The 20,070-nt window shown below is 64.8% G+C and carries 20 protein-coding genes; 12 read left to right on the top strand and 8 right to left on the bottom strand.

Annotated features, from left to right (window positions below; translation table 11 throughout):
* Positions 1-41 precede the first annotated feature (41 nt).
* The 3 genes from GR303_RS07885 (at position 42) to GR303_RS07875 (ending at position 2,702) form a co-directional block, all read left to right on the top strand.
* On the top strand, positions 42-866 hold the full coding sequence (locus GR303_RS07885; RefSeq protein WP_161722486.1) for a polyphosphate kinase 2 family protein: 825 nt from the start codon (positions 42-44) through the stop codon (positions 864-866).
* Between the two features lie 68 nt (positions 867-934).
* Positions 935-1,771, top strand: coding sequence for a universal stress protein (locus tag GR303_RS07880; RefSeq protein WP_161722487.1), 837 nt, complete (start codon positions 935-937; stop codon positions 1,769-1,771).
* Between the two features lie 16 nt (positions 1,772-1,787).
* Positions 1,788-2,702 carry an SMP-30/gluconolactonase/LRE family protein gene (locus GR303_RS07875; RefSeq protein WP_161722488.1) on the top strand — a complete coding sequence of 305 codons (915 nt, stop codon included), beginning with the start codon at positions 1,788-1,790 and terminating at the stop codon, positions 2,700-2,702.
* On the opposite strand, the gene GR303_RS07870 is transcribed toward GR303_RS07875, so the two are convergent.
* Complete coding sequence (locus GR303_RS07870; protein ID WP_161722489.1) at positions 2,699-3,154, bottom strand: PaaI family thioesterase; 456 nt, start codon at positions 3,152-3,154, stop codon at positions 2,699-2,701. The two genes, GR303_RS07875 and GR303_RS07870, sit on opposite strands and share 4 nt — an antisense overlap.
* A gap of 84 nt (positions 3,155-3,238) precedes the next feature.
* Between GR303_RS07870 and GR303_RS07865 the strand changes: the two genes are divergently transcribed.
* From GR303_RS07865 to greA, 7 genes are all read left to right on the top strand, one after another.
* Positions 3,239-4,174 carry a DMT family transporter gene (locus tag GR303_RS07865; protein ID WP_161722490.1) on the top strand — a complete coding sequence of 312 codons (936 nt, stop codon included), beginning with the start codon at positions 3,239-3,241 and terminating at the stop codon, positions 4,172-4,174.
* A gap of 106 nt (positions 4,175-4,280) precedes the next feature.
* Positions 4,281-5,471, top strand: coding sequence for a substrate-binding domain-containing protein (locus GR303_RS07860; protein ID WP_161722491.1), 1,191 nt, complete (start codon positions 4,281-4,283; stop codon positions 5,469-5,471).
* Between the two features lie 26 nt (positions 5,472-5,497).
* Positions 5,498-6,259, top strand: coding sequence for an ABC transporter ATP-binding protein (locus tag GR303_RS07855; protein WP_161722492.1), 762 nt, complete (start codon positions 5,498-5,500; stop codon positions 6,257-6,259).
* Entirely contained in the window at positions 6,252-6,977 is a 726-nt protein-coding gene (locus GR303_RS07850) for an ATP-binding cassette domain-containing protein (protein ID WP_161722493.1), read from the top strand. The genes GR303_RS07855 and GR303_RS07850 overlap by 8 nt, the downstream gene beginning before the upstream one ends.
* Positions 6,974-7,999, top strand: a complete 1,026-nt coding sequence (locus GR303_RS07845; RefSeq protein ID WP_201751945.1) for a branched-chain amino acid ABC transporter permease — start codon at positions 6,974-6,976, stop codon at positions 7,997-7,999. The genes GR303_RS07850 and GR303_RS07845 overlap by 4 nt, the downstream gene beginning before the upstream one ends.
* Positions 7,996-9,114 (top strand): branched-chain amino acid ABC transporter permease, encoded by a 1,119-nt coding sequence (locus GR303_RS07840; protein WP_425487098.1) that lies wholly within the window; start codon positions 7,996-7,998, stop codon positions 9,112-9,114. The genes GR303_RS07845 and GR303_RS07840 overlap by 4 nt, the downstream gene beginning before the upstream one ends.
* Before the next feature lie 60 nt (positions 9,115-9,174).
* Positions 9,175-9,642: a transcription elongation factor GreA gene (greA, locus tag GR303_RS07835; RefSeq protein WP_161722495.1), complete on the top strand. Its 468-nt coding sequence runs from the start codon at positions 9,175-9,177 to the stop codon at positions 9,640-9,642.
* A gap of 9 nt (positions 9,643-9,651) precedes the next feature.
* Here greA and GR303_RS07830 read toward each other — a convergent pair whose 3' ends face one another.
* The 7 genes from GR303_RS07830 to GR303_RS07800 form a co-directional block, all read right to left on the bottom strand.
* A complete protein-coding gene (locus tag GR303_RS07830) occupies positions 9,652-10,089 on the bottom strand; it encodes a RidA family protein (RefSeq protein WP_161722496.1) in 438 nt (145 codons plus the stop codon).
* 3 nt (positions 10,090-10,092) lie between these two features.
* Positions 10,093-11,286, bottom strand: coding sequence for an acyl-CoA dehydrogenase family protein (locus GR303_RS07825; RefSeq protein ID WP_161722497.1), 1,194 nt, complete (start codon positions 11,284-11,286; stop codon positions 10,093-10,095).
* Between the two features lies 1 nt (position 11,287).
* A complete protein-coding gene (locus GR303_RS07820; protein ID WP_161722498.1) occupies positions 11,288-12,121 on the bottom strand; it encodes an enoyl-CoA hydratase family protein in 834 nt (277 codons plus the stop codon).
* Positions 12,121-12,630 carry a MarR family winged helix-turn-helix transcriptional regulator gene (locus GR303_RS07815; protein WP_161722499.1) on the bottom strand — a complete coding sequence of 170 codons (510 nt, stop codon included), beginning with the start codon at positions 12,628-12,630 and terminating at the stop codon, positions 12,121-12,123. The genes GR303_RS07820 and GR303_RS07815 overlap by 1 nt, the downstream gene beginning before the upstream one ends.
* A 2-nt stretch (positions 12,631-12,632) precedes the next feature.
* Positions 12,633-13,397: an SDR family NAD(P)-dependent oxidoreductase gene (locus GR303_RS07810; protein WP_425487099.1), complete on the bottom strand. Its 765-nt coding sequence runs from the start codon at positions 13,395-13,397 to the stop codon at positions 12,633-12,635.
* A gap of 1 nt (position 13,398) precedes the next feature.
* Positions 13,399-15,753, bottom strand: coding sequence for a bifunctional salicylyl-CoA 5-hydroxylase/oxidoreductase (locus tag GR303_RS07805; RefSeq protein ID WP_161722500.1), 2,355 nt, complete (start codon positions 15,751-15,753; stop codon positions 13,399-13,401).
* Positions 15,754-15,815: 62 nt separating this feature from the next.
* Complete coding sequence (locus GR303_RS07800) at positions 15,816-17,465, bottom strand: benzoate-CoA ligase family protein (protein WP_161722501.1); 1,650 nt, start codon at positions 17,463-17,465, stop codon at positions 15,816-15,818.
* A gap of 368 nt (positions 17,466-17,833) precedes the next feature.
* Here GR303_RS07800 and GR303_RS07795 point away from each other — a divergent pair, with 368 nt between their 5' ends.
* Entirely contained in the window at positions 17,834-19,009 is a 1,176-nt protein-coding gene (locus tag GR303_RS07795) for an ABC transporter substrate-binding protein (RefSeq protein ID WP_161722622.1), read from the top strand.
* Positions 19,010-19,141: 132 nt separating this feature from the next.
* Positions 19,142-20,062 carry a branched-chain amino acid ABC transporter permease gene (locus tag GR303_RS07790; RefSeq protein WP_161722502.1) on the top strand — a complete coding sequence of 307 codons (921 nt, stop codon included), beginning with the start codon at positions 19,142-19,144 and terminating at the stop codon, positions 20,060-20,062.
* Positions 20,063-20,070: the final 8 nt, after the last annotated feature.

The raw sequence follows: 20,070 nt of genomic DNA, 5'->3' as shown, positions 1-20,070 counted from the left end.
CGCCTCGCCCTATCGTTCTGGAATCGACGGGAGAGACGACCATGACGGATCGGGACAACGCCTTGATCGAGGCACTTCGGGTCAAGCCTGGGGAGAAGGTCAGGCTTCGGGACCGCGACCCGCGCGACAAGTCGCTGTTCGGCGACGAGCAGGAAACCAAGGCCAACACGGCATCCCTTGCCAAGGACATCGATGCCCTGCAGGACAGGCTCTACGCGGAAGGCTCCCGTGCCCTGCTCGTGATCCTCCAAGGGACGGACACCTCGGGGAAGGACGGCACCATCCGCAGCGTCTTCAACGCGACGGGCCCCCTCGGTGTCTCCGTTCACGCCTTCGGCCCACCCTCGAAGCTGGAACTGGCTCACGATTACCTCTGGCGCGTCCATGCCGTGTGCCCTCGCCGCGGCACCATCGGAATCTTCAACCGCTCGCACTACGAGGATGTGCTGATCGCGAAGGTCCGGAAGTTCGCATCCGAGGAGACGATCGAGCAGCGCTACGAGCAGATCAACGCCTTCGAGAAGATGCTGGTCGAGAACGGAACCACGATCCTCAAGTTCATGCTGCACATCTCCAAGGACGAGCAGAAGGAACGTCTGCAGGCCCGTCTGGACGACCCGACGAAGCATTGGAAGTTCAACCCAGGCGACCTCGAAGACAGGGAGCACTGGGACGACTATCAAGAAGCCTACGAGACCATGCTCCATCGCTGCTCGACCCCCTGGGCGCCCTGGCACATCATCCCGGCCGACCGCAAATGGGTCCGCAATGCCGCCATCGCGAACATCGTGAAGGCAACCCTGGAGAGGATGGATCCGCAATACCCAGCGGTCTCCTGGAATCCCGGGGACTTCGAGGTACGCTAGGGCCTCATCCGAAAGGCTCGGATCGATTGCTCTTGCCGAGGGGGGCGTTCGGCGCGACAATAATCCTCATGAAGAGCATTCTTGTTCCGATCGAAGACCATGGCGTCGTCGAGCCCCAGCTAGAGGCTGCGCTGCAGCTCGGCCGGTTGTTCGACAGCTACATCGAAGGGATTGCCATCACCCCCGATTATCCGGTGGTTCTGCCGGTGGACATCGCTATCGGCGTGCCCTCCCCCATCACCCCCGAGAACCGCCTCGAAATGGCCCGGGCCTGCCGCGAGCGCTTCGAGGCCTTCATGACCAGCAAGCAGATTTCACGCGCCGCCGCCGGAGTATCGGGTCTGAGCTCGGGCTGGCGCCAGGACGGGCTCATGGAGGATGCCTTCCTGGGCGCCTATGGCCGCGTCTTCGACCTGATCGTCGTGGGTCGGCCCGACGGATCGAACGGCCAGACCCGCCTGTCCACGGCGGAGGCCGCCCTGTTCGAGACCGGCCGCCCGATCCTGATCGCGCCTCCCACGGCGGCCCGCACCATCGGCGAGACTGCCGTCATAGCGTGGAATCGCAGCACGGAAACCGCCCGTGCGATCCTGGGGTCCATGCCCCTGCTCAGGAAGGCGCGCCGCATCGTCGTTCTCGAACTCGACGACTGGGGGGTTCCCGGGCCTTCGGGCTCCGAGCTTGCCCGGCACCTGCGGATGCACGACCTGCCGGCGGAGGCGATCATGGCGGCCGATCCGTCCAACAGGCCGGGCGAGACAATCCTGAAGGAGGCGGAGGCTCTCGGCTGCGACCTCCTGGTGAAGGGCGCCTATACCCAGAGCCGCCTGCGGCAGATGTTCTTCGGCGGCGCCACCAGCCATATCCTCAGCAACACGACCATGCCCGTCCTGATGGCTCACTGACGGAGGACCAAGCCTGATGTTCAGGGATGTGGCCGTGGTTCTCGACGACCGCTTTCAGCGCCTCTTCATCGGATCGGCGCGTCTGGAAAAGCTCGCGGATGGATGCCGCTGGGCGGAGGGCCCGGCCTACTTTCCGGCCGGGCGCTACCTGATCTGGAGCGACGTGCCGAATGATCGGATGATGCGCTTTGACGAGACGTCGGGCGCGGTCAGTATCTTCCGCGCTCCTTCCGGCTATTCCAACGGCAACACGGTGGACCGGCAGGGACGCCTCGTCACCTGCGAGCACGGGAACCGGCGCGTGACCCGCACCGAGCATGACGGCTCGATCACCGTTCTGGCGAGCCACTACCAGGGCAAGCGCTTCAACAGCCCCAACGACGTGGCGGTGAAGTCCGACGGGTCGATCTGGTTCACGGATCCCGCCTATGGGATCGATTCCGACTATGAGGGCCACAAGGCAGAAAGCGAGATCGGCGCCTGCCACGTCTACCGCATCGATCCGCACAATGGCGAGGTGCGCATTGTCGCCGAGGATTTTGTCCGCCCGAACGGCATCGCCTTCTCCCCGGACGAGAAGCGTCTTTACGTCGCCGACACCGGCGCCACCCATGTCAAGGACGGTCCCCGCCACATCCGTGTGTTCGAGGTAGACGACAGGGGCGGCCTCTCGGGCGGCAAGGTATTCGCCACCTGCACGCATGGCTTGTTCGACGGCTTCAGACTGGACGAAGCAGGGAGAATCTGGACTAGCGCCGGCGATGGGGTTCACTGCTACGAAAGCGACGGCACCCTGATCGGCAAGATCCTGGTGCCCGAGGCCGTCGCCAATCTCGTCTTCGGGGGCCCGAAACGGAACCGGCTCTACATCTGCGCGACGACCTCGCTCTATGCGATCATGCTGCCGGTGAACGGAGCCAAGACCTTCTAATCTTTCACCCCTTCGCGCCCGGCCACTGCCATGAGGGTAGCGGTGAGGAGGGCGATCTGCTTCTCGCTTCCGTCGTTCAGGGCGAACACCTCGGCCTGCGCGAGCGTAAGGGTTCTGCCTGCCTTGATGACCTGGCCCCGCGCTGTCATCCGTTCGCCCAGGCCCGGTGCCATCAGGTTGATCTTGAACTCGGCCGTCAGAACTCCGGCGCCGGGCGGCATCAGGGTGAGGGCCGCATAGCCGGCTGCGGAATCCGCGATGCTCGCCAACGCTCCCGCATGCACGTAGCCGTGCTGCTGCGACACGGCCGCAGAGGGGAACAGTGCGATCTCCACCTGACCCGGAGCGACACGGATCAGAGATGCGCCTAGCGTTGCCATCAATCCCTGGCGCGCAAAGCTCTCCCGCACTCGCGCCTCGTAGTTGGGATCCTTCGGCGATGAATCGTTCATGGGGGGTGTCTCCGGCGTGTTCGACCTCAGTCAGTGCTGAAAAGCCTTGTGAATCAAGCCCGCTTTCCCTCATGTATCCGTCCCATGAGCCACTCCACCCTCTCTCCGGCGCACAAGGTGCGCTCGGGAACTCTCGTCGGCATCGGCCTGATGCTGCTCGGCGTGTTCCTCTTCGCCATGAACGACGTCATGGGAAAGTGGCTCGTCGCCACCTATTCGGTCGGTCAGGTCCTGCTCCTGCGCAGCATTGCGGCGCTGGCGGTTCTCCTGCCCCTCATGCGTCGGCAGAAGGTCCCCTTCGCCATTCCGCCGCAGCCGGGGCTTCATGCGGTGCGCATCACCCTCTCCACCCTCGAAGTCGCCTGCTTCTATTGGGCCGTCACCTACCTGCCGCTCGCCGACGTGATGACCTATTATCTCGCCGGCCCAATCTACGTGGCGGCCTTTGCGGCGTTCTGGCTCGGCGAAAAGATCGACAAGCCCCGCATGCTCGCCATCGCCTGCGGCTTCGTCGGCGTGCTGATCGCCCTGCGCCCGTCGAGCGCCACCCTGTCCCTGCCCGCGCTCATCGCGCTCGCCGGAAGCCTGTTCTACTCTCTGCTCATGATCACCACCCGCAAGCTGCGGGAAACACATGATGCCACCCTCGTGCTCGGACAGATCCTCGGCACGCTCATCTTCGGCCTCGTCGCGGCACCACTTGCCTGGGTCACGCCCGGACCGCTCGACCTTATCGGACTGTTCCTGCTCGGCATCGTCTCCATGACCGCTCACGTCTGCGTGAACCGGTCCCTGAAGATCGCCCCCGCTTCGGTGGTTGCGCCCTACCAGTACACACTCATCGTCTGGGCCATCGTGCTCGGATATCTCGCCTTTGGCGATGTGGTCGGGTTCTGGACTCTGGTGGGCGCTGCGGTGATTTGCGGCGCGGGATTGGCACTGCTGCTCCTGGAGCGGGAGGCCGCCCGGCGCGGACGTGAAGCCAAGGATATCGAGACTCCCGTCCTTCCGGAGGCTTGAGAGCCCCAGGCCGCTCATCCTTTCTGATAAGGGACGGTTTCCCAGCCGATCTTGACATGCTGCACTGCAGAGACGTCAATGGTGAAATAACAAAACGGGGAGACCTATGCGCCTGGGACTTAAAATCGCTGCCGCTACGGCAGGAATTTTCTTCGCGTCTGCCGCTTTCGCGCAGGACATCAAGATCGCCTTGATCGCCGGCAAGACCGGTCCGCTCGAGGCCTATGCCAAGCAGACCGAGGCCGGGTTCATGATGGGCCTGGAATATCTGACCAAGGGCACCATGGCCGTGAACGGCCGCAAGATCAGCGTCATCGTCAAGGACGACCAGCTCAAGGCCGACCTCGCCAAGACGCTGCTGGAGCAGGCCTATAACGACGACAAGGTCGATCTCGCCGTCGGCACCACCTCGTCGGCGGCGGCACTCGCCATGCTGCCGGTAGCCGAGGAGAACGGGAAGATCCTGATCGTGGAGCCCGCCGTCGCCGACGCGATCACCGGTGAGAAGTGGAACCGCTTCATCTTCCGCACCGCCCGCAACTCCACGCAGGACGCCTACGGCGCCGCGGCCGCCGTTCCGGCGAGCGGCGACGTGTCGATTGCAACCCTGGCGCAGGACTACGCCTTCGGACGCGACGGCGTTGCCGCGCTCAAGAACGCGCTTGCCCAGATCCGCCCCAATGCGAAGGTTGTGTTCGAGGAATATGCTCCGCAGAACGCCACCGACTTCACCGCTTCGGCGCAGCGCATCTTCGATGCGCTCAAGGACAAGCCGGGCAAGAAGATCATCAACATCATCTGGGCCGGCCAGCATCCGCTGCCGAAGATTGCCGACCTGAAGCCCGAGCGCTTCGGTATCGAGATCGCACCCGGCGGCAACATCCTGCCCGCCATGCAGATCTACAAGAACTATCCCGGCATGGAAGGGGCGGTGTATTACTATTACGCCTTCCCGAAGAATGCCATGAACGACTGGCTCGTGGCCGAGCACCAGAAGCGCTTCAACTCGCCGCCGGACTTCTTCACCGCGGGCGGCTTCGCCGCGGCCTCCGCCGTCGTCACCGCCATCCAGAAGGCAGGCGGCACCGACACCGAAAAGCTGATCACGGCCATGGAAGGCATGACCTTCGAGACGCCGAAGGGCGCCATGACATTCCGCAAGGAAGATCACCAGGCCCTGCAGGACATGTATCACTTCAAGGTCAAGGCCAACGGCAAGGATGCGAACGACCTGCTCGATCTCGTCGCCACGATTCAGGCCGACAAGATGCCGATCCCGGTTCGGAACAAGCGCTGATCCGACCTGTGGAAACCTCAACGACAATGACGCCCGCGCTTGAAACGCGCGGGCTGACCATTCGCTTCGGCGGGCATGTGGCCGTCAACGACGTGTCGTGCCGGTTCACCCCCGGCACGCTCACCGCCATCGTCGGTCCGAATGGCGCCGGCAAGACCACTTACTTCAACCTCATCTCCGGACAGCTCCGTGCCACATCGGGCCAGGTGATCGTCGGAGGCGAGGATATTACGGGTTTGGCTCCTTCCGCTCGGACGCGGCGGGGACTGGGCCGGGCCTTCCAGCTCACGAACCTCTTTCCACAGCTCACCGCGCTCGAGAACGTCCGCCTTGCCGTGCAGAGCCGCGCCGATGCAGGCTGGTCGCTCTTCAGAGTGTGGAACACTCGCCGCGACCTGATCGAGAAGGCGGAGGCTGTCCTGGAGCGGGTGCGCCTTGCCGACAAAAGGCACATCGCGCCGAAAGCGCTCTCGCACGGAGATCAACGCAAGCTCGAGGTCGCGCTGCTGATCGCCATGGAGCCCAAGATCTTCATGTTCGACGAGCCGACCGCCGGCATGAGCGTCGACGAGGTGCCGACCGTGCTGGAGCTCATCCACGACATCAAGCAGCGGAGCGACGCCACCGTGCTCCTCGTGGAGCATAAGATGGACGTGGTTCGCTCGCTGTCCGACCGCATCATCGTTCTGCACAACGGCGCCCTCGTGGCCGATGGCGAGCCTGCAGAGGTCATCGCCTCGCCCGTGGTGCAGGAAGCCTATCTCGGCGTGGAGGTCTCCCGTGACTGAGCCCCTCCTGCAGCTCTCCGGGGTGCATACGCATATCGGGCCCTACCACATCCTGCACGGGGTGGACTTCTCCGTTCCCGCCGGCGAGCTGACCATGCTGCTCGGCCGCAACGGCGCCGGCAAAACGACGACGCTGCGCACCATCATGGGCTTGTGGCAGGCCTCCTCGGGCCGCATCCGCTTCGACGGCAGCGACATCACGGAGCGTTCGACGCCGGACATCGCCCGTGCCGGCATCGCCTATGTGCCTGAATCCATGGGCATCTTCACGGACCTCACCGTGCGCGAGAACATCGTGCTCGCCGCGCGCAGCGGTCCCGTGGACAAGAACAGGCTCGACTGGATCCTGGGGCTCTTTCCGGCGCTCAAGCGCTTCTGGAACCTGCCGGCTGGCAATCTTTCCGGCGGTCAGAAGCAGATGCTCGCCATCGCCCGCGCCATTGCCGAGCCCCGCCGCCTGCTGCTGATCGACGAGCCGACCAAGGGCCTTGCTCCGGTGATGGTGCGCAGCATGATCGAGGCTTTCAAATCCCTGAAGGCCGCCGGCGAGACGATCCTCCTCGTGGAGCAGAACTTCTATGCGGCTTCGGCTCTCGGCGACAGCGTGGTGGTCATGGACGACGGGCGCATCGTGCATTCCGGTCCCATGAGCGAGCTGGTGGCGGACCAAGCCCTGCAGCAGCGCCTGCTCGGCCTTTCCCTGGATGCCCATCAATGAGCGACATGGCTGCTGAACCCACCGCCGCGACAGCGGAGCTACCCCGTGCCAAGACGGATTGGCTGCCGCTCCTGCTCGTGCCGGCCCTTGCCCTCCTGGCGCTGCCCTTCGTCGGCAGTCCCTCGACCTGGGTGACGCTCACGGTCGCAGGTCTCGCCATGGGCATGATGATCTTCCTCATGGCCTCGGGCCTCACCCTCGTCTTCGGATTGATGGACATCATCAATTTCGGGCATGGGGTGTTCATCTCCCTCGGCGCCTACGCCACGCTCCTCGTGCTGGGCCCTCTCGCCGGATGGGCCCTTTCCGACTCGATTGGATTGAACCTGGCGCTCCTGGGGCTGTGCATCCTGGTGGCCATGGGCGTCACCGCACTTGCCGGCGCAGTCTTCGAGCGGGTGATCGTCCGCCCGGTCTATGGCAGCCATCTGAAGCAGATCCTCGTCACCATGGGCGGGCTCATCGTCACGGAGCAACTCATCCATGCCATCTGGGGTGCATCCCCCATTCCGATCCCGCTGCCGCAATCCCTGCGCGGTGCCTTCGTGTTCGGCGACATCGTGATGGAGCGCTACCGTGTGGTCGCCGTCGTCATCGGCCTGGCGGTTTTTCTCGGCATGGAACTGCTGCTCAACCGCACCCGCATCGGCCTGCTCATTCGGGCCGGCGTCGAGAACCCCGAGATGGTCGAGGCGCTGGGCTACCGCATTCGCCGCCTCTTCGTGAGCGTGTTCATCGCGGGCTCGGCTCTCGCGGGCCTCGGGGGCGTCATGTGGGCCTTCTACCGCCAGACGCTGACCGCCGGCATGGGCATGGAGGTGATGGTGCTGGTCTTCATCGTCATCATCATCGGCGGCCTCGGCTCCATCACCGGCTGCTTCGTGGGCTCGCTCCTCGTCGCTCTCGTGGCCAATTATGTCGGCTTCATCGAGCCGAAGCTGGCGCTGATCTCCAACATCCTCGTCATGGCCCTCGTCCTGATCTGGCGTCCGCAGGGCCTCTTTCCGGTAGCCCGCCGATGAGTTCATCCTCCACCCTCACCCTTCCCTTCGACGAGACCCGCAGGCGAGGCGGTGCCTTGAGCGAGCTCCTGTCTTCCGACATGCCGCGCTCGCGGGCCTTGAGCCTGATCCTGCTCGCGATCCTGGTGGTGCTCGCCGCGACGCCGTTCCTCTTCCCCGGCAGCCAGCCCATCGGCACGGCGGCGAAGATCTGCGTCTTCATCGTTCTCGTGGCGAGCTACGATCTGCTGCTCGGTTACTCGGGCATCGTCTCCTTCGCCCATACGATGTTCTTCGGCATCGGCGGCTACGGCATCGCCATCGCGCTCGAGCGCCTGGGTCCTACCTGGAGCTCGGTTGCCGTCGGGTTGCTGGCAGCCCTTGCCCTCTCCGCCGTGCTGGCCGTCGCCATCGGTCTCCTGTCGCTGCGGGTGCGGGCGATCTTCTTCTCCATGATCACCCTTGCGGTGGCCTCCGCTGCCGCCGTTCTCGCCTCGCAGCTCTCGAACATCACCGGGGGAGAGGACGGCCTGTCGTTCCAGTTGCCTCCAGCCCTCCGTCCGGCCTTCCGGCTTCTCTCCGAGCCTCTTTTCGGCACTGCCGTCAACGGGCGGCTGGTTGCTTATTACCTCGTTTTCTTTGTCGCGCTGCTGGTCTTCCTGATGCTTCTGCGCATCGTGAACTCGCCCTTCGGCCGCGTGCTGCAGGCGATCCGCGAAAACGAGTTCCGCGCCGAGGCGCTCGGCTATCGGGTCGTGGCCTATCGTACCGCAGCCTCCGTGATCTCGGCGCTGGCAGCCACGGTGGCCGGAGCCCTGATGGCTCTGTGGCTTCGTTATAACGGACCTGACACCACCCTCTCCTTCTCGATCATGATCGACATCCTGCTCATGGTCGTGATCGGCGGCATGGGGACGATGTATGGAGCCGTCATCGGCGCCGCGCTCTTCGTCCTGGCGCAGAGCTATCTGCAGGTGCTGATGGAGGCCGGGAGCACGGCCTTGGCGGGGGTTCCGCTCCTGCCCAACCTCATCCACCCGGATCGCTGGCTGCTCTGGCTCGGCGCCCTCTTCGTCATCAGCGTCTATGCCTTCCCGGGCGGCATCGTCGGCCGTCTGAGGCAAGCGAGGCAATAAAGACCGCGCCGGGAAACTTGGCAGCCCTGAAGCGTTTTCCTCTCAGGCGGAGGAAGCGCCATGAGTCGTGCCTTTGTTCGTGAATCAGAGGGTGGAGAAGCCTTCGAGGACCTGCCCGACCGGCCGATCAGCCCACATCATCTGGTGACGCCGGAGGGCTTGGCCCAAATGGATGCGGAGATTGAGGCGGCGGAGCGGCGTCTGGCCGAAGCCCAGACCGCGGACGACAAGGCCGAGATCGCCCGACTCTCCCGCGATCTGCGCTACTGGTCGGCACGCCGCATGTCGGCCGAGGTCGTGCCGCCACCCACGGACATGTCCCATGTGCGCTTCGGCGCCCGCGTCACCTTCGAGCGGGAGGACGGGCGGCGGCAAACCTACCGCATCGTCGGAGAGGACGAGGCCGACCCGGCCAAGGGCAACCTTTCCTATGTCTCGCCCCTGGCCCAGGCTCTCATGGGCAAGGAGGTGGGCGATACGGTGCCCATCGGCCAGTCGACCGCTGAGATCGTGCGGATCGAGGTTTAGCGGATCCGGTCAGCGAGGCACGACCGCCGTCGCCTCGATTTCGAGGCGGGCTGCCTTCTCGACGAGGCGCACGACCTGGACGAGGGCCATGGCCGGATAATGGGAGCCGAACACCTCCCGGTAGGCCCGGCCCAGTTCGCGAAGATTGGCGAGATATTCCTCGATATCCACCACGTACCAGGTGAGGCGCACGAGATGCCGGGGTTCGGCCCCGCCCTCGGCGAGAATGGCACGGATGTTCTCGAAGATCTGCCGGGCCTGTGCCACGAAACCGTCGGCGAAGATCTCATTCTCGTCCCAGCCGACGATGCCGCCGGTCACCACGATTCGGCCTTCGGCCATCATGCCGTTGGCATAGCCCTTCGGCGTCGGCCAGTGCTTCGGGTTCAGGACTTCGGGTCCGTCCTCCATCGCGGGCCTGGGCGAACTTCCAACAGCAGCCGTCATTGGTCATCCTCCCTCATGGTTGGCATTGGAGCCGAGCGAGCGCAGGAGGTCGCGGGCAATCACGATCTTCTGGACCTCGGTGGCTCCCTCGTAGATCCGCAGGGCCCGGATCTCCCTGTAGAGTTCCTCGACCTTCACGCCCCGGGTCACGCCCAGGCCGCCGAAGATCTGCACGGCCTTGTCGATCACGCCTTGCGCCTGCTCCGTCGCATACATCTTCGCCATGGCGGCCTCGCGGGTGACGCGGGCCGCTCCCCCGTCCTTCGTCCAAGCTGCGCGATAGACGAGAAGGGCGGCGCTGTCCACGCTCGTTGCCATGTCGGCAAGAGCCGCCTGCGTCATCTGCAGGTCGCCGAGCGGGGCGCCGAAGAGCTTGCGGGAGGAAGCATGCCGCAGGGCTTCAGACAAGGCACGGCGCGCCAGCCCGAGCGCGGCTGCGCCTACGGTCGAGCGGAACACGTCGAGGGTGGCCATGGCGACCTTGAAGCCTTCACCCGGAGCGCCGATCCGATTCGCGAGCGGCACCCGGCAGCCCTCGAACCGCAGCGTCGCCAGCGGGTGAGGCGCGATCACCTCGATGCGGCTCTCGATCGTCAATCCGGGCGTCTGGGCATCGACGACATAGGCCGACAATCCCTTTGCTCCGGGAGCCTCTCCCGAGCGCGCGAACACCACGTAGTGATCGGCGATGCCGCCGTTCGAAATCCACGTCTTCACCCCGTCGATCCGGACATGGTCCGGCCCGTCGGGCTTCGCCGTCGTGGTCATGGCGGCAACGTCGGATCCGGCCTCCGGCTCCGAGAGCGCGAAGGCAGCAATGGCTTCGCCCCGGGCCACGGCCGGCAGGTAGCGTGCCTTCATCGCCTCCGATCCGAACAGGGTGATCGGGCCCGTGCCGAGGCCCTGCATCGCGAACGCGAAATCGGCCAGGCCATCGTGATAGGCCAGGGTCTCGCGCGCCAGGCAGAGCGTGCGCACGTCGAAGGCTTCCAGCATTCCGCCATAGGCCTGCGGCACCACGGCCCTGAGCCAGCCGCCCTCCCCCAGACGCCGCACGAGACGGCGGCAGGAGGCATCGACGTCGTGATGGTCGACCAGAGGATGGACTTCCCGTCGGGCCCACTCCCGCAGCTCTTCGGCAAAGCGCCTGTGCCGCTCCTCGAAGAACGGCCAGGAGAGAAAGCTTGCATCGATCACGTCAGTCTCCCCTGAAGACCGGCTTTTCCTTCGCTGCGAAGGCGCGGTACGCCCGGGCGAAGTCCTCTGTCGTCATGCAAAGGGCTTGAGCCACAGCCTCCGCTTCTATGGCCTCCTCCACCGACATGGCCCATTCCATGGCAAGCATGCGCTTCGTCATGGTGTTGGCATAGGTGGGACCCGTGCCGATCATGCGCGCCAGATTGCAGGCCTCGCCCAGCAGTTCTCCGGAATCGACGAGCCGGCTGAAGAAGCCCCATCGCTCGCCCTCCTCCGCGCTCATGAAGCGGCCGGTATAGAGCAGCTCCGATGCGCGCCCCTGGCCGATGATGCGGGGAAGAATGGCACAGGCACCCATGTCGCAGCCGGCAAGCCCAACCTTGTTGAACAGAAAGGCGACCTTCGCACTGGGCGCGGCAAGGCGGATGTCGGACGCCATGGCGATAATGGCGCCTGCTCCCGCGCAAATGCCTTCCACCGCGGCGACGATGGGCTGCGGCGCGGCCCGCATGGCCTTCACGAGTTCCCCGGTCATCCGCGTGAAGGCGGTGAGCCCCTTCGTGTCCATTTCGACGAGCGGGCCGATGATCTCGAACACGTCCCCGCCGGACGAGAAGTTGCCGCCGGCGCCTGTCACCACGACGGTTTTCACCTCGTCGTCCTTGGTGCAGGCATGGAAGAAATCCGTCAGCTCGCGATAGCTCTCGAAGGTGAGCGGATTCTTCCTCTCGGGCCTGTTGAGTGTGACGATCGCCACAGGCCCGTCGACCGACAGCAGGAAATGGTGCGGCTCATAGGTGCGAAGCGGCAGGGTTACGGAATTGGCTGGCTTCATTACGGTCCTCCCCCTGCGATGGCGCGCCGTGCGGAGAGCTTGGCCTTCGCGAGCAGGCGCATCAATTCGTTGCGGTCCTTGGGCGTCAGGTCGCCGAAGAGGTCCGCGATCCAATGCTCATGCTCGGATGCCATAGCGCGGAACTCAGCCCTCCCCGTATCGGTCAGGCTGATCACCATCGCGCGCCGGTCCGTCGGCGAGACGGTTCGCGCAATGTGCCCGGACGCGACGAGCCGCTCCACGAGGCCGGTGAGATTGCCGTTCGAGACCATCATGCGCTTCGAGAGATCGGACAGCATCATGCCGTCGGGTGCTTTCTCGAGCTGCGCCATCAGGTCGAAGCGCGGCAGCGTGACGTCGAACCGCTCGCGCAGGCGGCGGCGCACCTCCCCCTCGATCAGGGTGGTGCAGGTGAGAAGCCGCAGCCACAGGCGCAACTCCTCCCTGTGATCCTCCGGCATCTCGACAGCCTTCGTCTCGGCGTCGAGCGGAATGGCCTGGTCGTCCATGGTCAAATTTCTCCTCCGGCCACGGCAATGGCTTGTCCCGTCACAGACCGCGCACCCTCGCCGCAGAGCCAGAGCACGGCATCGGCCACCTCTGCCGCCTGGATGAGTCTTCCCTGCGGATTGTGCTTCACGAGTTCGGCCATCGCCTCGTCGCGGCTGCGGCCTGTCTTCGCCATGATCTTCTCGAGGCTCTCCGCCACGAGATCGGTATCGGTGAAACCCGGGCAGACCGCGTTCACGGTCACTCCGACGCGTGCGGTTTCCAGCGCCAGGGAACGCACGAACCCGACGACGGCATGCTTGGCGGCACAATAGGCGCTCACGTAAGGATAGCCCTTGAGGCCTGCCGTGGACGCCACCGCGACGATGCGGCCGAAGCCGCGCTCCATCATGGAACCGAGGACAGCCTGGGCCATGTTGGTGACCCCCAGAAGGTTCACGTCCATCATCTGGCGGAAGACCTCTGGGCCTGATTTCAAGAAAGGCATGGAGACGGCTGCACCCGCATTGGCGATCAGGACGTCGACGGGTCCGTAGCGGGCGACTGCATCATGAACGGCGGCCTCCACCGCCTGCGCATTCGTGACGTCGGCCACAGCCGCCGCATGGGCGTCGCCATGCATGATCGCATGCTCAAGCGTCGCGGGGCTGCGCCCTACCACGGTGACGGTCGCGCCTGCCCTCACGAGCGATGATGCGATCGCACGGCCGATTCCGCGGCCGCCGCCCGTGACCAATGCATGCCGGCCCTTGAGAGGTGTCATCATTTCATTCCGCGGCGAGGGGCTTCTCACCGGCCTCCATCTTCAGCTCGGCGCGAGTCTTCGGCTTGGCCTTGATCTTCAGCTCCTCCAGATCCTGCCGGTCGCGCACGGAATTGCGGAAGATCTGATCCCTGCCGGCGTAATATTGCGGCGGGCAGTGAATGTCGGCCGCGCCGTACCAGGCGGCAGCCTTCATGGTGAAGAACGGATCGACGAGATGCGGCCGACCGAGCGCGACCAAGTCCGCGCGGCCTGCGGCGAGGATCGTGTTCACCTGATCGGCGGTGGTGATGTTGCCGACGCACATGGTGGCGACATGCGCCTCGTTACGCACCTGATCGGAGAACGGCGTCTGGAACATGCGCCCGTAGACGGGCCGCGCCTCGCGCACGGTCTGCCCCGTCGAAACGTCGACAAGGTCCACGCCGTGTTCTGCAAAGGCGCGGGCGATCTCGACCGCATCCTCGCCAGCGACGCCGCCCTCGGCCCAGTCGGTGGCCGAGATGCGCACAGACATGGGTTTGTGAGCCGGCCAGACCTCGCGCATGGCATCGAACACCTCCAGCGGATAGCGCAGGCGGTTCTCGAGGGAACCGCCATACTCGTCCGTGCGGCGGTTGGTAAGGGGCGAGATGAAGCTCGCCAGAAGGTAGCCATGGGCGCAGTGGAGTTCGAGCATGTCGAAGCCCGCCCGCTCGCCACGGATGGCAGCCTCCACGAACCGTTGCTTGATCCGGTCCATGTCGGCGCGCGTTGCCTCGCGCGGCACCTGGCTGTCCGGAAAGTAAGGGATGGGCGATGCGGAGCAGATGTCCCAGGCGCCCTCCTCCAACGGACGGTCGATGCCTTCCCACATGAGCTTGGTGGCGCCCTTGCGACCGGCATGGCCGAGCTGCAGGCAGATCTTCGTCGCCGAGTTCGCATGAACGAAGTCGACGATCCGCCTCCAGGCCTCCTCCTGCTCGTCGTTCCACAGGCCCGTGCAGCCGAGCGTGATGCGCGCCTCGGGCGATACGCAGGTCATTTCCGTGAAGACCAGCCCCGCCCCGCCCATGGCGCGCGAGCCGTAATGGACGAGATGAAAGTCGCCCGGCACCCCATCCTTCGCCGAGTACATGTCCATCGGCGACACCACGACCCGGTTGGGAACGATCATATCGCGGAGGCGGAAGGGTTGGAACATGGGTACGGCCGGTCTGTCGACCGGGACGTCGAAGCCTTTGCGGCGCACCTGCTTGGCGAAGGTCTTGTCCACCGCGGCCACGAAGTCCGGGGCGCGCAGGCGCAGGTTGTCGTAGGTGATCGCCTTCGCGCGGGTCATCACGCCGAAGGCGAACTGGACAGGATCGAAGTCCCAGAAGCGCGCCACATGCTCGAACCAGACGAGCGAGACGTCGGCGGCGTGCTGGGTCTTCTCCACCTCCTCGCGCCGCCCCGTTTCGTAGAGGGCAAGCGCCCCTTCGACGCTGGGCTCGCGCCGAAACGCCTCGTAGAGAGCGATCGCGTCCTCCATGGCGAGCTTCGTGCCGGAGCCGATGGAGAAATGCGCCGAAGCCTTGGCGTCGCCGAGCAGCACCTTGTTGCCCATGACCCAGCGCTTGTTGCGGATCATCGGGAAATTGCGCCAGATGGAGCGGTTCGTCAGGACGCGGTGCCCGTCGAGGAACCAGCCGAAGATCTGCTCCATGAGCGCAGCGGATTCCGCTTCGCTCTTGTCCTTCAGACCGGCCCGCTCGAAGGTTTCCGGATCGGTTTCGAACACCCAGGTGGAGCGGTTCGCCTCATACTGGTAGGCATGGGCGATGAAAGGCCCCCATTCCGTCTCCTGGAAGATGAAGGTGAAGGCATCGAGCGGTCTGGTCGAGCCCATCCAGGCGAACTTGTTGGGCCGCAGGTCCACCTCGGGCTGGAAATGATCCGCGTAGCGGTCGCGGAAGCGGCTGTTGATGCCGTCGGCCACCACGACGAGATCGGCATCCGCGAACAGACTCTCATCGTCGACATCCACCTCATAGCGCAGCTTGACGCCGAGCTCCTCGGCGCGGTCCTGCAGGATGAGGAGGAGCGTGCGGCGCGAGCAGCCGCAGAAGCCGTTGCCACCGATCCGGTGAACGGTTCCCTTGAAATGGATGGCGATGTCGTCCCAGTAGGCGAACTCGCGGGTGATGCGCTGATAGCTCGGGAGGTCATACTTCTCGAAATTGTCCAGGGTCGCGTCGGAGAACACGACGCCGAAACCGAAGGTCTCATCGGCGCGGTTTCTCTCATAGACCGTGATGTCGGAATCAGGCCGTAGCTTCTTCAGCAGGATCGCGAAATACAGCCCTGCCGGGCCACCGCCGATGATCGCCGTCTTCATGATTTCCCTACCCGATCCAACCGCATCGCCTTCATTCGCAGCACTTTTCATTCCTGCGCAGCCTAGGCGCTCAAGGCTTCCCTCGGCCGCACCTCGGCTTGAGCCATGCGCCGGAGCTCGAAACGCTGCAGCTTCCCGGTCTGCGTCCGCGGCAGGGAATCCACATACTCGATGATGCGCGGATACTTGTAAGGCGCGATCTCCGCCTTCACGTGATCCTGCAGCGCCTTGGTCAACTCCGCACTCGGGTTCTGGTCCCGGTGCAGGACCACGTAGGCCTTCACCACCGCGCCACGATCCTCGTCGGGCACGCCCACAACGCCGCATTCCGCCACCGCCGGGTGGGTAAGGAGCGCCGCCTCCACCTCGGGGCCGGCGATGTTGTAGCCCGCGGAGATGATCATGTCGTCGGAGCGGGCCTGGTACCAGAAGTATCCGTCCTCATCCATGAGGTAGGTATCGCCCGTGACGTTCCAGCCGTCCTGCACGTATTTGCGCTGGCGCTCGTCGGCGAGATAGCGGCATCCGGTCGGCCCGCGCACGGCGAGGCGGCCGATGCTGCCGGGCGGCAGATCGCGTCCTTCCTCGTCGATCACCTTCGCCTCATAGCCGGGGACCGGCTTGCCGGTGGCGCCGGGGCGGATCTCCTCCTCCCTCGCGGCGATGAAAATGTGCAGCATTTCGGTGGCGCCGATCCCATCCATCAGACGGATGTTCGTGGCGCTGCGCCAGGCCTCGAAAGTGCCCTTCGGCAGGGGTTCGCCCGCCGAGACGCACTTGCGCAAGGATGAGATATCGTAGCCGTCCAGCTTCGACAGCATCGCCCGGTAGGCGGTCGGGGCCGTGAAGCAGATCGTGGCCTTGTACTGCATGATGGCCGGCAGCAGGTCGTCCGGACCCGCCTTCTCCAGCAGCACGGTCGAGGCACCGACCCTCATCGGGAAGAGTACGATGCCGCCGAGCCCGAAGGTAAAGGCGAGCGGAGGCGAGCCGATGAAGCGGTCGCTGGGCTCGGGCCGGAGCACGTTGCGGGAGTAAGCGTCGCAGATCGCGAGCATGTCGCGGTGGAAGTGCATGGTGCCTTTCGGCTCGCCCGTCGTACCCGAGGTGAAGCCGATCAGGCAGACATCGTCGGCTGCCGTGTCCACGGCACGGAAGTCGGGGGAGGCCTCCGCCATCAGGGTCTCGAGGCTGTCATGCCTTCCGGCGCCCCAGTACACCACGTGCTTCAGATCCGGAGCCATGGCCTTTGCCCGCTCCATCTCCTCCGCGAGGCGGTGGTCGCAGAGCGCAATGCCGATCTTCGCCTTGTTGAGCGGATAGGCGATTTCCCGGGCCCGCAGCAGGGGCATGGTGGCGACAACGACGCCGCCGGCCTTCAGCACGGCGAGGTAGGCTGCAACCATCATCGGGTTGTTGGCGGAGCGCAGGAGAACCCGGTTGCCGGGAACGAAGCCGAGCCGTTGAACGAGCACGTTGCAGATCCGGTTCACCCGCTCCTGGAGCTCGCGGTAGGTGAGCGTCTCGGCAGGGCTGATGAGGCAGAGCTCGTCGCCCCTGCCCTCCTCGACCCACCGGTCGAGGAACGCCACGGCGCAGTTGAGCCGCTCCGGATACTGCAGCTCGGGGCGGTTGAAGACGAAGGCCGGCCACTGATCCTGCGGCGGAAGGTTATTCCTTGCGAAGGTATCCACATGAGCCGTGTGCGCCATGGTCCGTTCCTCCCAACCGGTTGTGGAGCAGGAGAGCAGCGTCGCGTGAGCCGTCTTTCTCCAGGGTCGGGGAATGCCGCGATCGCGCATCCACCCCGCCTGCCGCTCACGCACCTGTCATCCCGCCGGCTTTCCTCTGCGAAACAATCCGCTTGAAGAACTCCCAAATTATTTTAAACTTAAAACAATACTTGGCAATCCCAAAGTTTGGGGATGCCCGTGGAACGGCTCCAACAAAGGGAGTGTTCGGCAGGATCGTTTTGCGGCAGATTAGCGCCGCCCCTTCCGTCGAGGCGCCTCACGTCCCGCCGGGAACAATCATGCAGCACGAGAAACGTGCGCAGGGAACAGCCACTCGGGAGACCATGATGAACGTGACGATCAAAACCCTTGGCCTTGCAGCGGCCGTGTCCCTGGCCGGTCTGCCGGCCATGGCGCAGGAGAAGCTGAAGGTCGGCCTGCTCCTCACCCTCTCCGGCCCCTCGGCGGTGCTCGGCCAGCACGCCCGCGACGGCTTCCAGCTCGCGGTGAAGGATCTCGGCGGCAAGCTGGGAGGACGGGACGTCGAGGTCATCGTCGTCGACGACGAGCTCAAGCCCGATGTGGCCGTGACCAAGGTCAAGGGTCTCATCGAGCGCGACAAGGTGGATTTCGTCGTCGGCCCGATCTTCTCCAACGTGGCGGTCGCCACCCATAAGCCGATCGTCGACAGCAAGACCTTCTATATCAGCGTGAATGCCGGCCCCTCGAATCTCGCCGGCAAGAGCTGCAGCCCCTACTTCTTCGCTACCTCCTACCAGAACGACCAGAACCATGAGGTCCTCGGCAAGGTGGCTCAGAACCGGGGTTACAAGAAGGTATATCTGCTGGCCCCGAACTACCAGGCCGGCAAGGATGCGCTCGCGGGCTTCAAGCGTCACTACAAGGGCGAGATCGTGGAGGAATCCTACGTTCCGCTCAATACTCTCGACTTCCAGTCGGAGCTTGCGAAGATCGCCTCCATGCAGCCCGATGCGATCTTCACCTTCATGCCGGGCGGAATGGGCGTGAACCTCGTCAAGCAGTACCGCGCCGCGGGACTTGCCGACCGTATTCCCTTCCTCTCCGCCTTCACGGTGGACGAGACGAACCTGCCGGCCCAGCAGGATGCCGCCATCGGCATGCTCAGCGGGTCGAACTGGGCTCCGAACCTGGACACCCCGGAGAACAAGAAGTTCGTCTCTGCGTATGAGGCCGCCTACAACGCGGTGCCGGCATCCTATGCGATGCACTCCTACGACGCGGCTCTTCTGATCGATGCGGCCCTGAAGGCCACCGGCGGCAAGACCGATGACAAGGACGCCGTGCGTGCGGCCATTCAGAAGGCGCAGTTCAAATCCCTGCGGGGCGACTTCAAGTTCGGCGCCAACGGCTTTCCGGTTCAGGACTTCTACCTCGTGAAGGCGGCCAAGCGCCCGGACGGCAAGCTTCAGACCGAAATCGTCGAAAAGGTCTTCGACGACTACACGGACGCCTACGCCAAGGAATGCACGCCGACGAACTGAGGCGCGTTCCACGGGCCGGCCTGCTCGGATCGCCTTGTCCGGGCAGGCCTGCTCTCCCTTGCCGCGACGCTCCTCGAACAGAGGCGTCCGCGCAGGGCCGAATGATCGAAGCCAGCCGCCAGTGACGTGCCGATGACAGCGACCCTTCTCTTCGTCCAGGTTCTGAACGGCCTTCAGTTCGGCCTTATCCTTTTCCTCATCGCCGCCGGCCTGACCCTGGTGTTCGGGGTCATGGATTTCATCAATCTGGCCCATGGCGTGCAGTACATGGTGGGAGCCTATCTCGTCGCGGCGTTCAGCGCCTGGACGGGAAGCTTCGGCTGGGCCCTTCTGCTGGCGCTTCCGACAGCTCTCGCCTTCGGGCTTCTCCTGGAGGCGCTGATCTTCCGGCACCTCTATGACCGGGATCATCTCGATCAAGTGCTCGCCACCTTCGGCGTCATCCTTTTCCTGAACCAGGGCGTGAAGTTCGTCTGGGGCGCGGCTCCGTTGAGCGTTCCCGTTCCCGAACTGCTCGCGGGCTCGGTCGAGATCGCCAGCGGCCTGCTCTACCCGGTCTACCGCCTCGCCATCATCGCAGCAGGCCTTGCGGTCGCTGCCGTCCTCTACGTCCTCGTCAACCACACCCGGGTCGGCATGCTGGTGCGGGCGGGAGCCAGCAACGCCCCGATGGTCTCGGCGCTGGGAGTCAACATCCAGAGATTGTTCATGGTGGTGTTCGGCTTCGGCGCCATGCTCGCGGGCTTTGCCGGCGCCATGGTGGCGCCGATCCTGTCCGTCGAGCCCGGAATGGGCGACAACATCCTGATCCTCGCCTTCGTGGTCATCGTGATCGGCGGGATCGGCTCCATTCGCGGCGCCTTCCTTGCCGCCCTTCTGATCGGGCTGGTGGATACGGTCGGGCGAACCTTCGCGCCCAACCTCCTGCGCCTCGTTCTCGACCCTGCCGCCGCGAGCCAGACGGGCCGCGCCGTCGCCCCCATGCTGATCTACATCTTCATGGCCGCGGTGCTGTTCTTCCGCCCCTCCGGATTGTTTCCCGTGAAACGTTAGGGCGTGAC

Source organism: Microvirga arsenatis (genome assembly GCF_009910705.1).
Classification (GTDB): domain Bacteria; phylum Pseudomonadota; class Alphaproteobacteria; order Rhizobiales; family Beijerinckiaceae; genus Microvirga; species Microvirga arsenatis.
This window is presented reverse-complemented; position numbering and strand designations above follow the sequence as displayed.

What these genes read in the sequence shown, in the direction of transcription:
- GR303_RS07885 (WP_161722486.1), top strand. Translation starts at nt 42, where the DNA reads ATGACGGATCGGGACAACGCCTTGATCGAGGCACTTCGGGTCAAGCCT.
- GR303_RS07880 (WP_161722487.1), top strand. Translation starts at nt 935, where the DNA reads ATGAAGAGCATTCTTGTTCCGATCGAAGACCATGGCGTCGTCGAGCCC.
- GR303_RS07875 (WP_161722488.1), top strand. Translation starts at nt 1,788, where the DNA reads ATGTTCAGGGATGTGGCCGTGGTTCTCGACGACCGCTTTCAGCGCCTC.
- GR303_RS07870 (WP_161722489.1), bottom strand. Translation starts at nt 3,154, where the DNA reads ATGAACGATTCATCGCCGAAGGATCCCAACTACGAGGCGCGAGTGCGG.
- GR303_RS07865 (WP_161722490.1), top strand. Translation starts at nt 3,239, where the DNA reads ATGAGCCACTCCACCCTCTCTCCGGCGCACAAGGTGCGCTCGGGAACT.
- GR303_RS07860 (WP_161722491.1), top strand. Translation starts at nt 4,281, where the DNA reads ATGCGCCTGGGACTTAAAATCGCTGCCGCTACGGCAGGAATTTTCTTC.
- GR303_RS07855 (WP_161722492.1), top strand. Translation starts at nt 5,498, where the DNA reads ATGACGCCCGCGCTTGAAACGCGCGGGCTGACCATTCGCTTCGGCGGG.
- GR303_RS07845 (WP_201751945.1), top strand. Translation starts at nt 6,974, where the DNA reads ATGAGCGACATGGCTGCTGAACCCACCGCCGCGACAGCGGAGCTACCC.
- GR303_RS07840 (WP_425487098.1), top strand. Translation starts at nt 7,996, where the DNA reads ATGAGTTCATCCTCCACCCTCACCCTTCCCTTCGACGAGACCCGCAGG.
- greA (WP_161722495.1), top strand. Translation starts at nt 9,175, where the DNA reads ATGAGTCGTGCCTTTGTTCGTGAATCAGAGGGTGGAGAAGCCTTCGAG.
- GR303_RS07830 (WP_161722496.1), bottom strand. Translation starts at nt 10,089, where the DNA reads ATGACGGCTGCTGTTGGAAGTTCGCCCAGGCCCGCGATGGAGGACGGA.
- GR303_RS07820 (WP_161722498.1), bottom strand. Translation starts at nt 12,121, where the DNA reads ATGAAGCCAGCCAATTCCGTAACCCTGCCGCTTCGCACCTATGAGCCG.
- GR303_RS07815 (WP_161722499.1), bottom strand. Translation starts at nt 12,630, where the DNA reads ATGGACGACCAGGCCATTCCGCTCGACGCCGAGACGAAGGCTGTCGAG.
- GR303_RS07810 (WP_425487099.1), bottom strand. Translation starts at nt 13,397, where the DNA reads ATGATGACACCTCTCAAGGGCCGGCATGCATTGGTCACGGGCGGCGGC.
- GR303_RS07805 (WP_161722500.1), bottom strand. Translation starts at nt 15,753, where the DNA reads ATGAAGACGGCGATCATCGGCGGTGGCCCGGCAGGGCTGTATTTCGCG.
- GR303_RS07800 (WP_161722501.1), bottom strand. Translation starts at nt 17,465, where the DNA reads ATGGCGCACACGGCTCATGTGGATACCTTCGCAAGGAATAACCTTCCG.
- GR303_RS07795 (WP_161722622.1), top strand. Translation starts at nt 17,834, where the DNA reads ATGAACGTGACGATCAAAACCCTTGGCCTTGCAGCGGCCGTGTCCCTG.
- GR303_RS07790 (WP_161722502.1), top strand. Translation starts at nt 19,142, where the DNA reads ATGACAGCGACCCTTCTCTTCGTCCAGGTTCTGAACGGCCTTCAGTTC.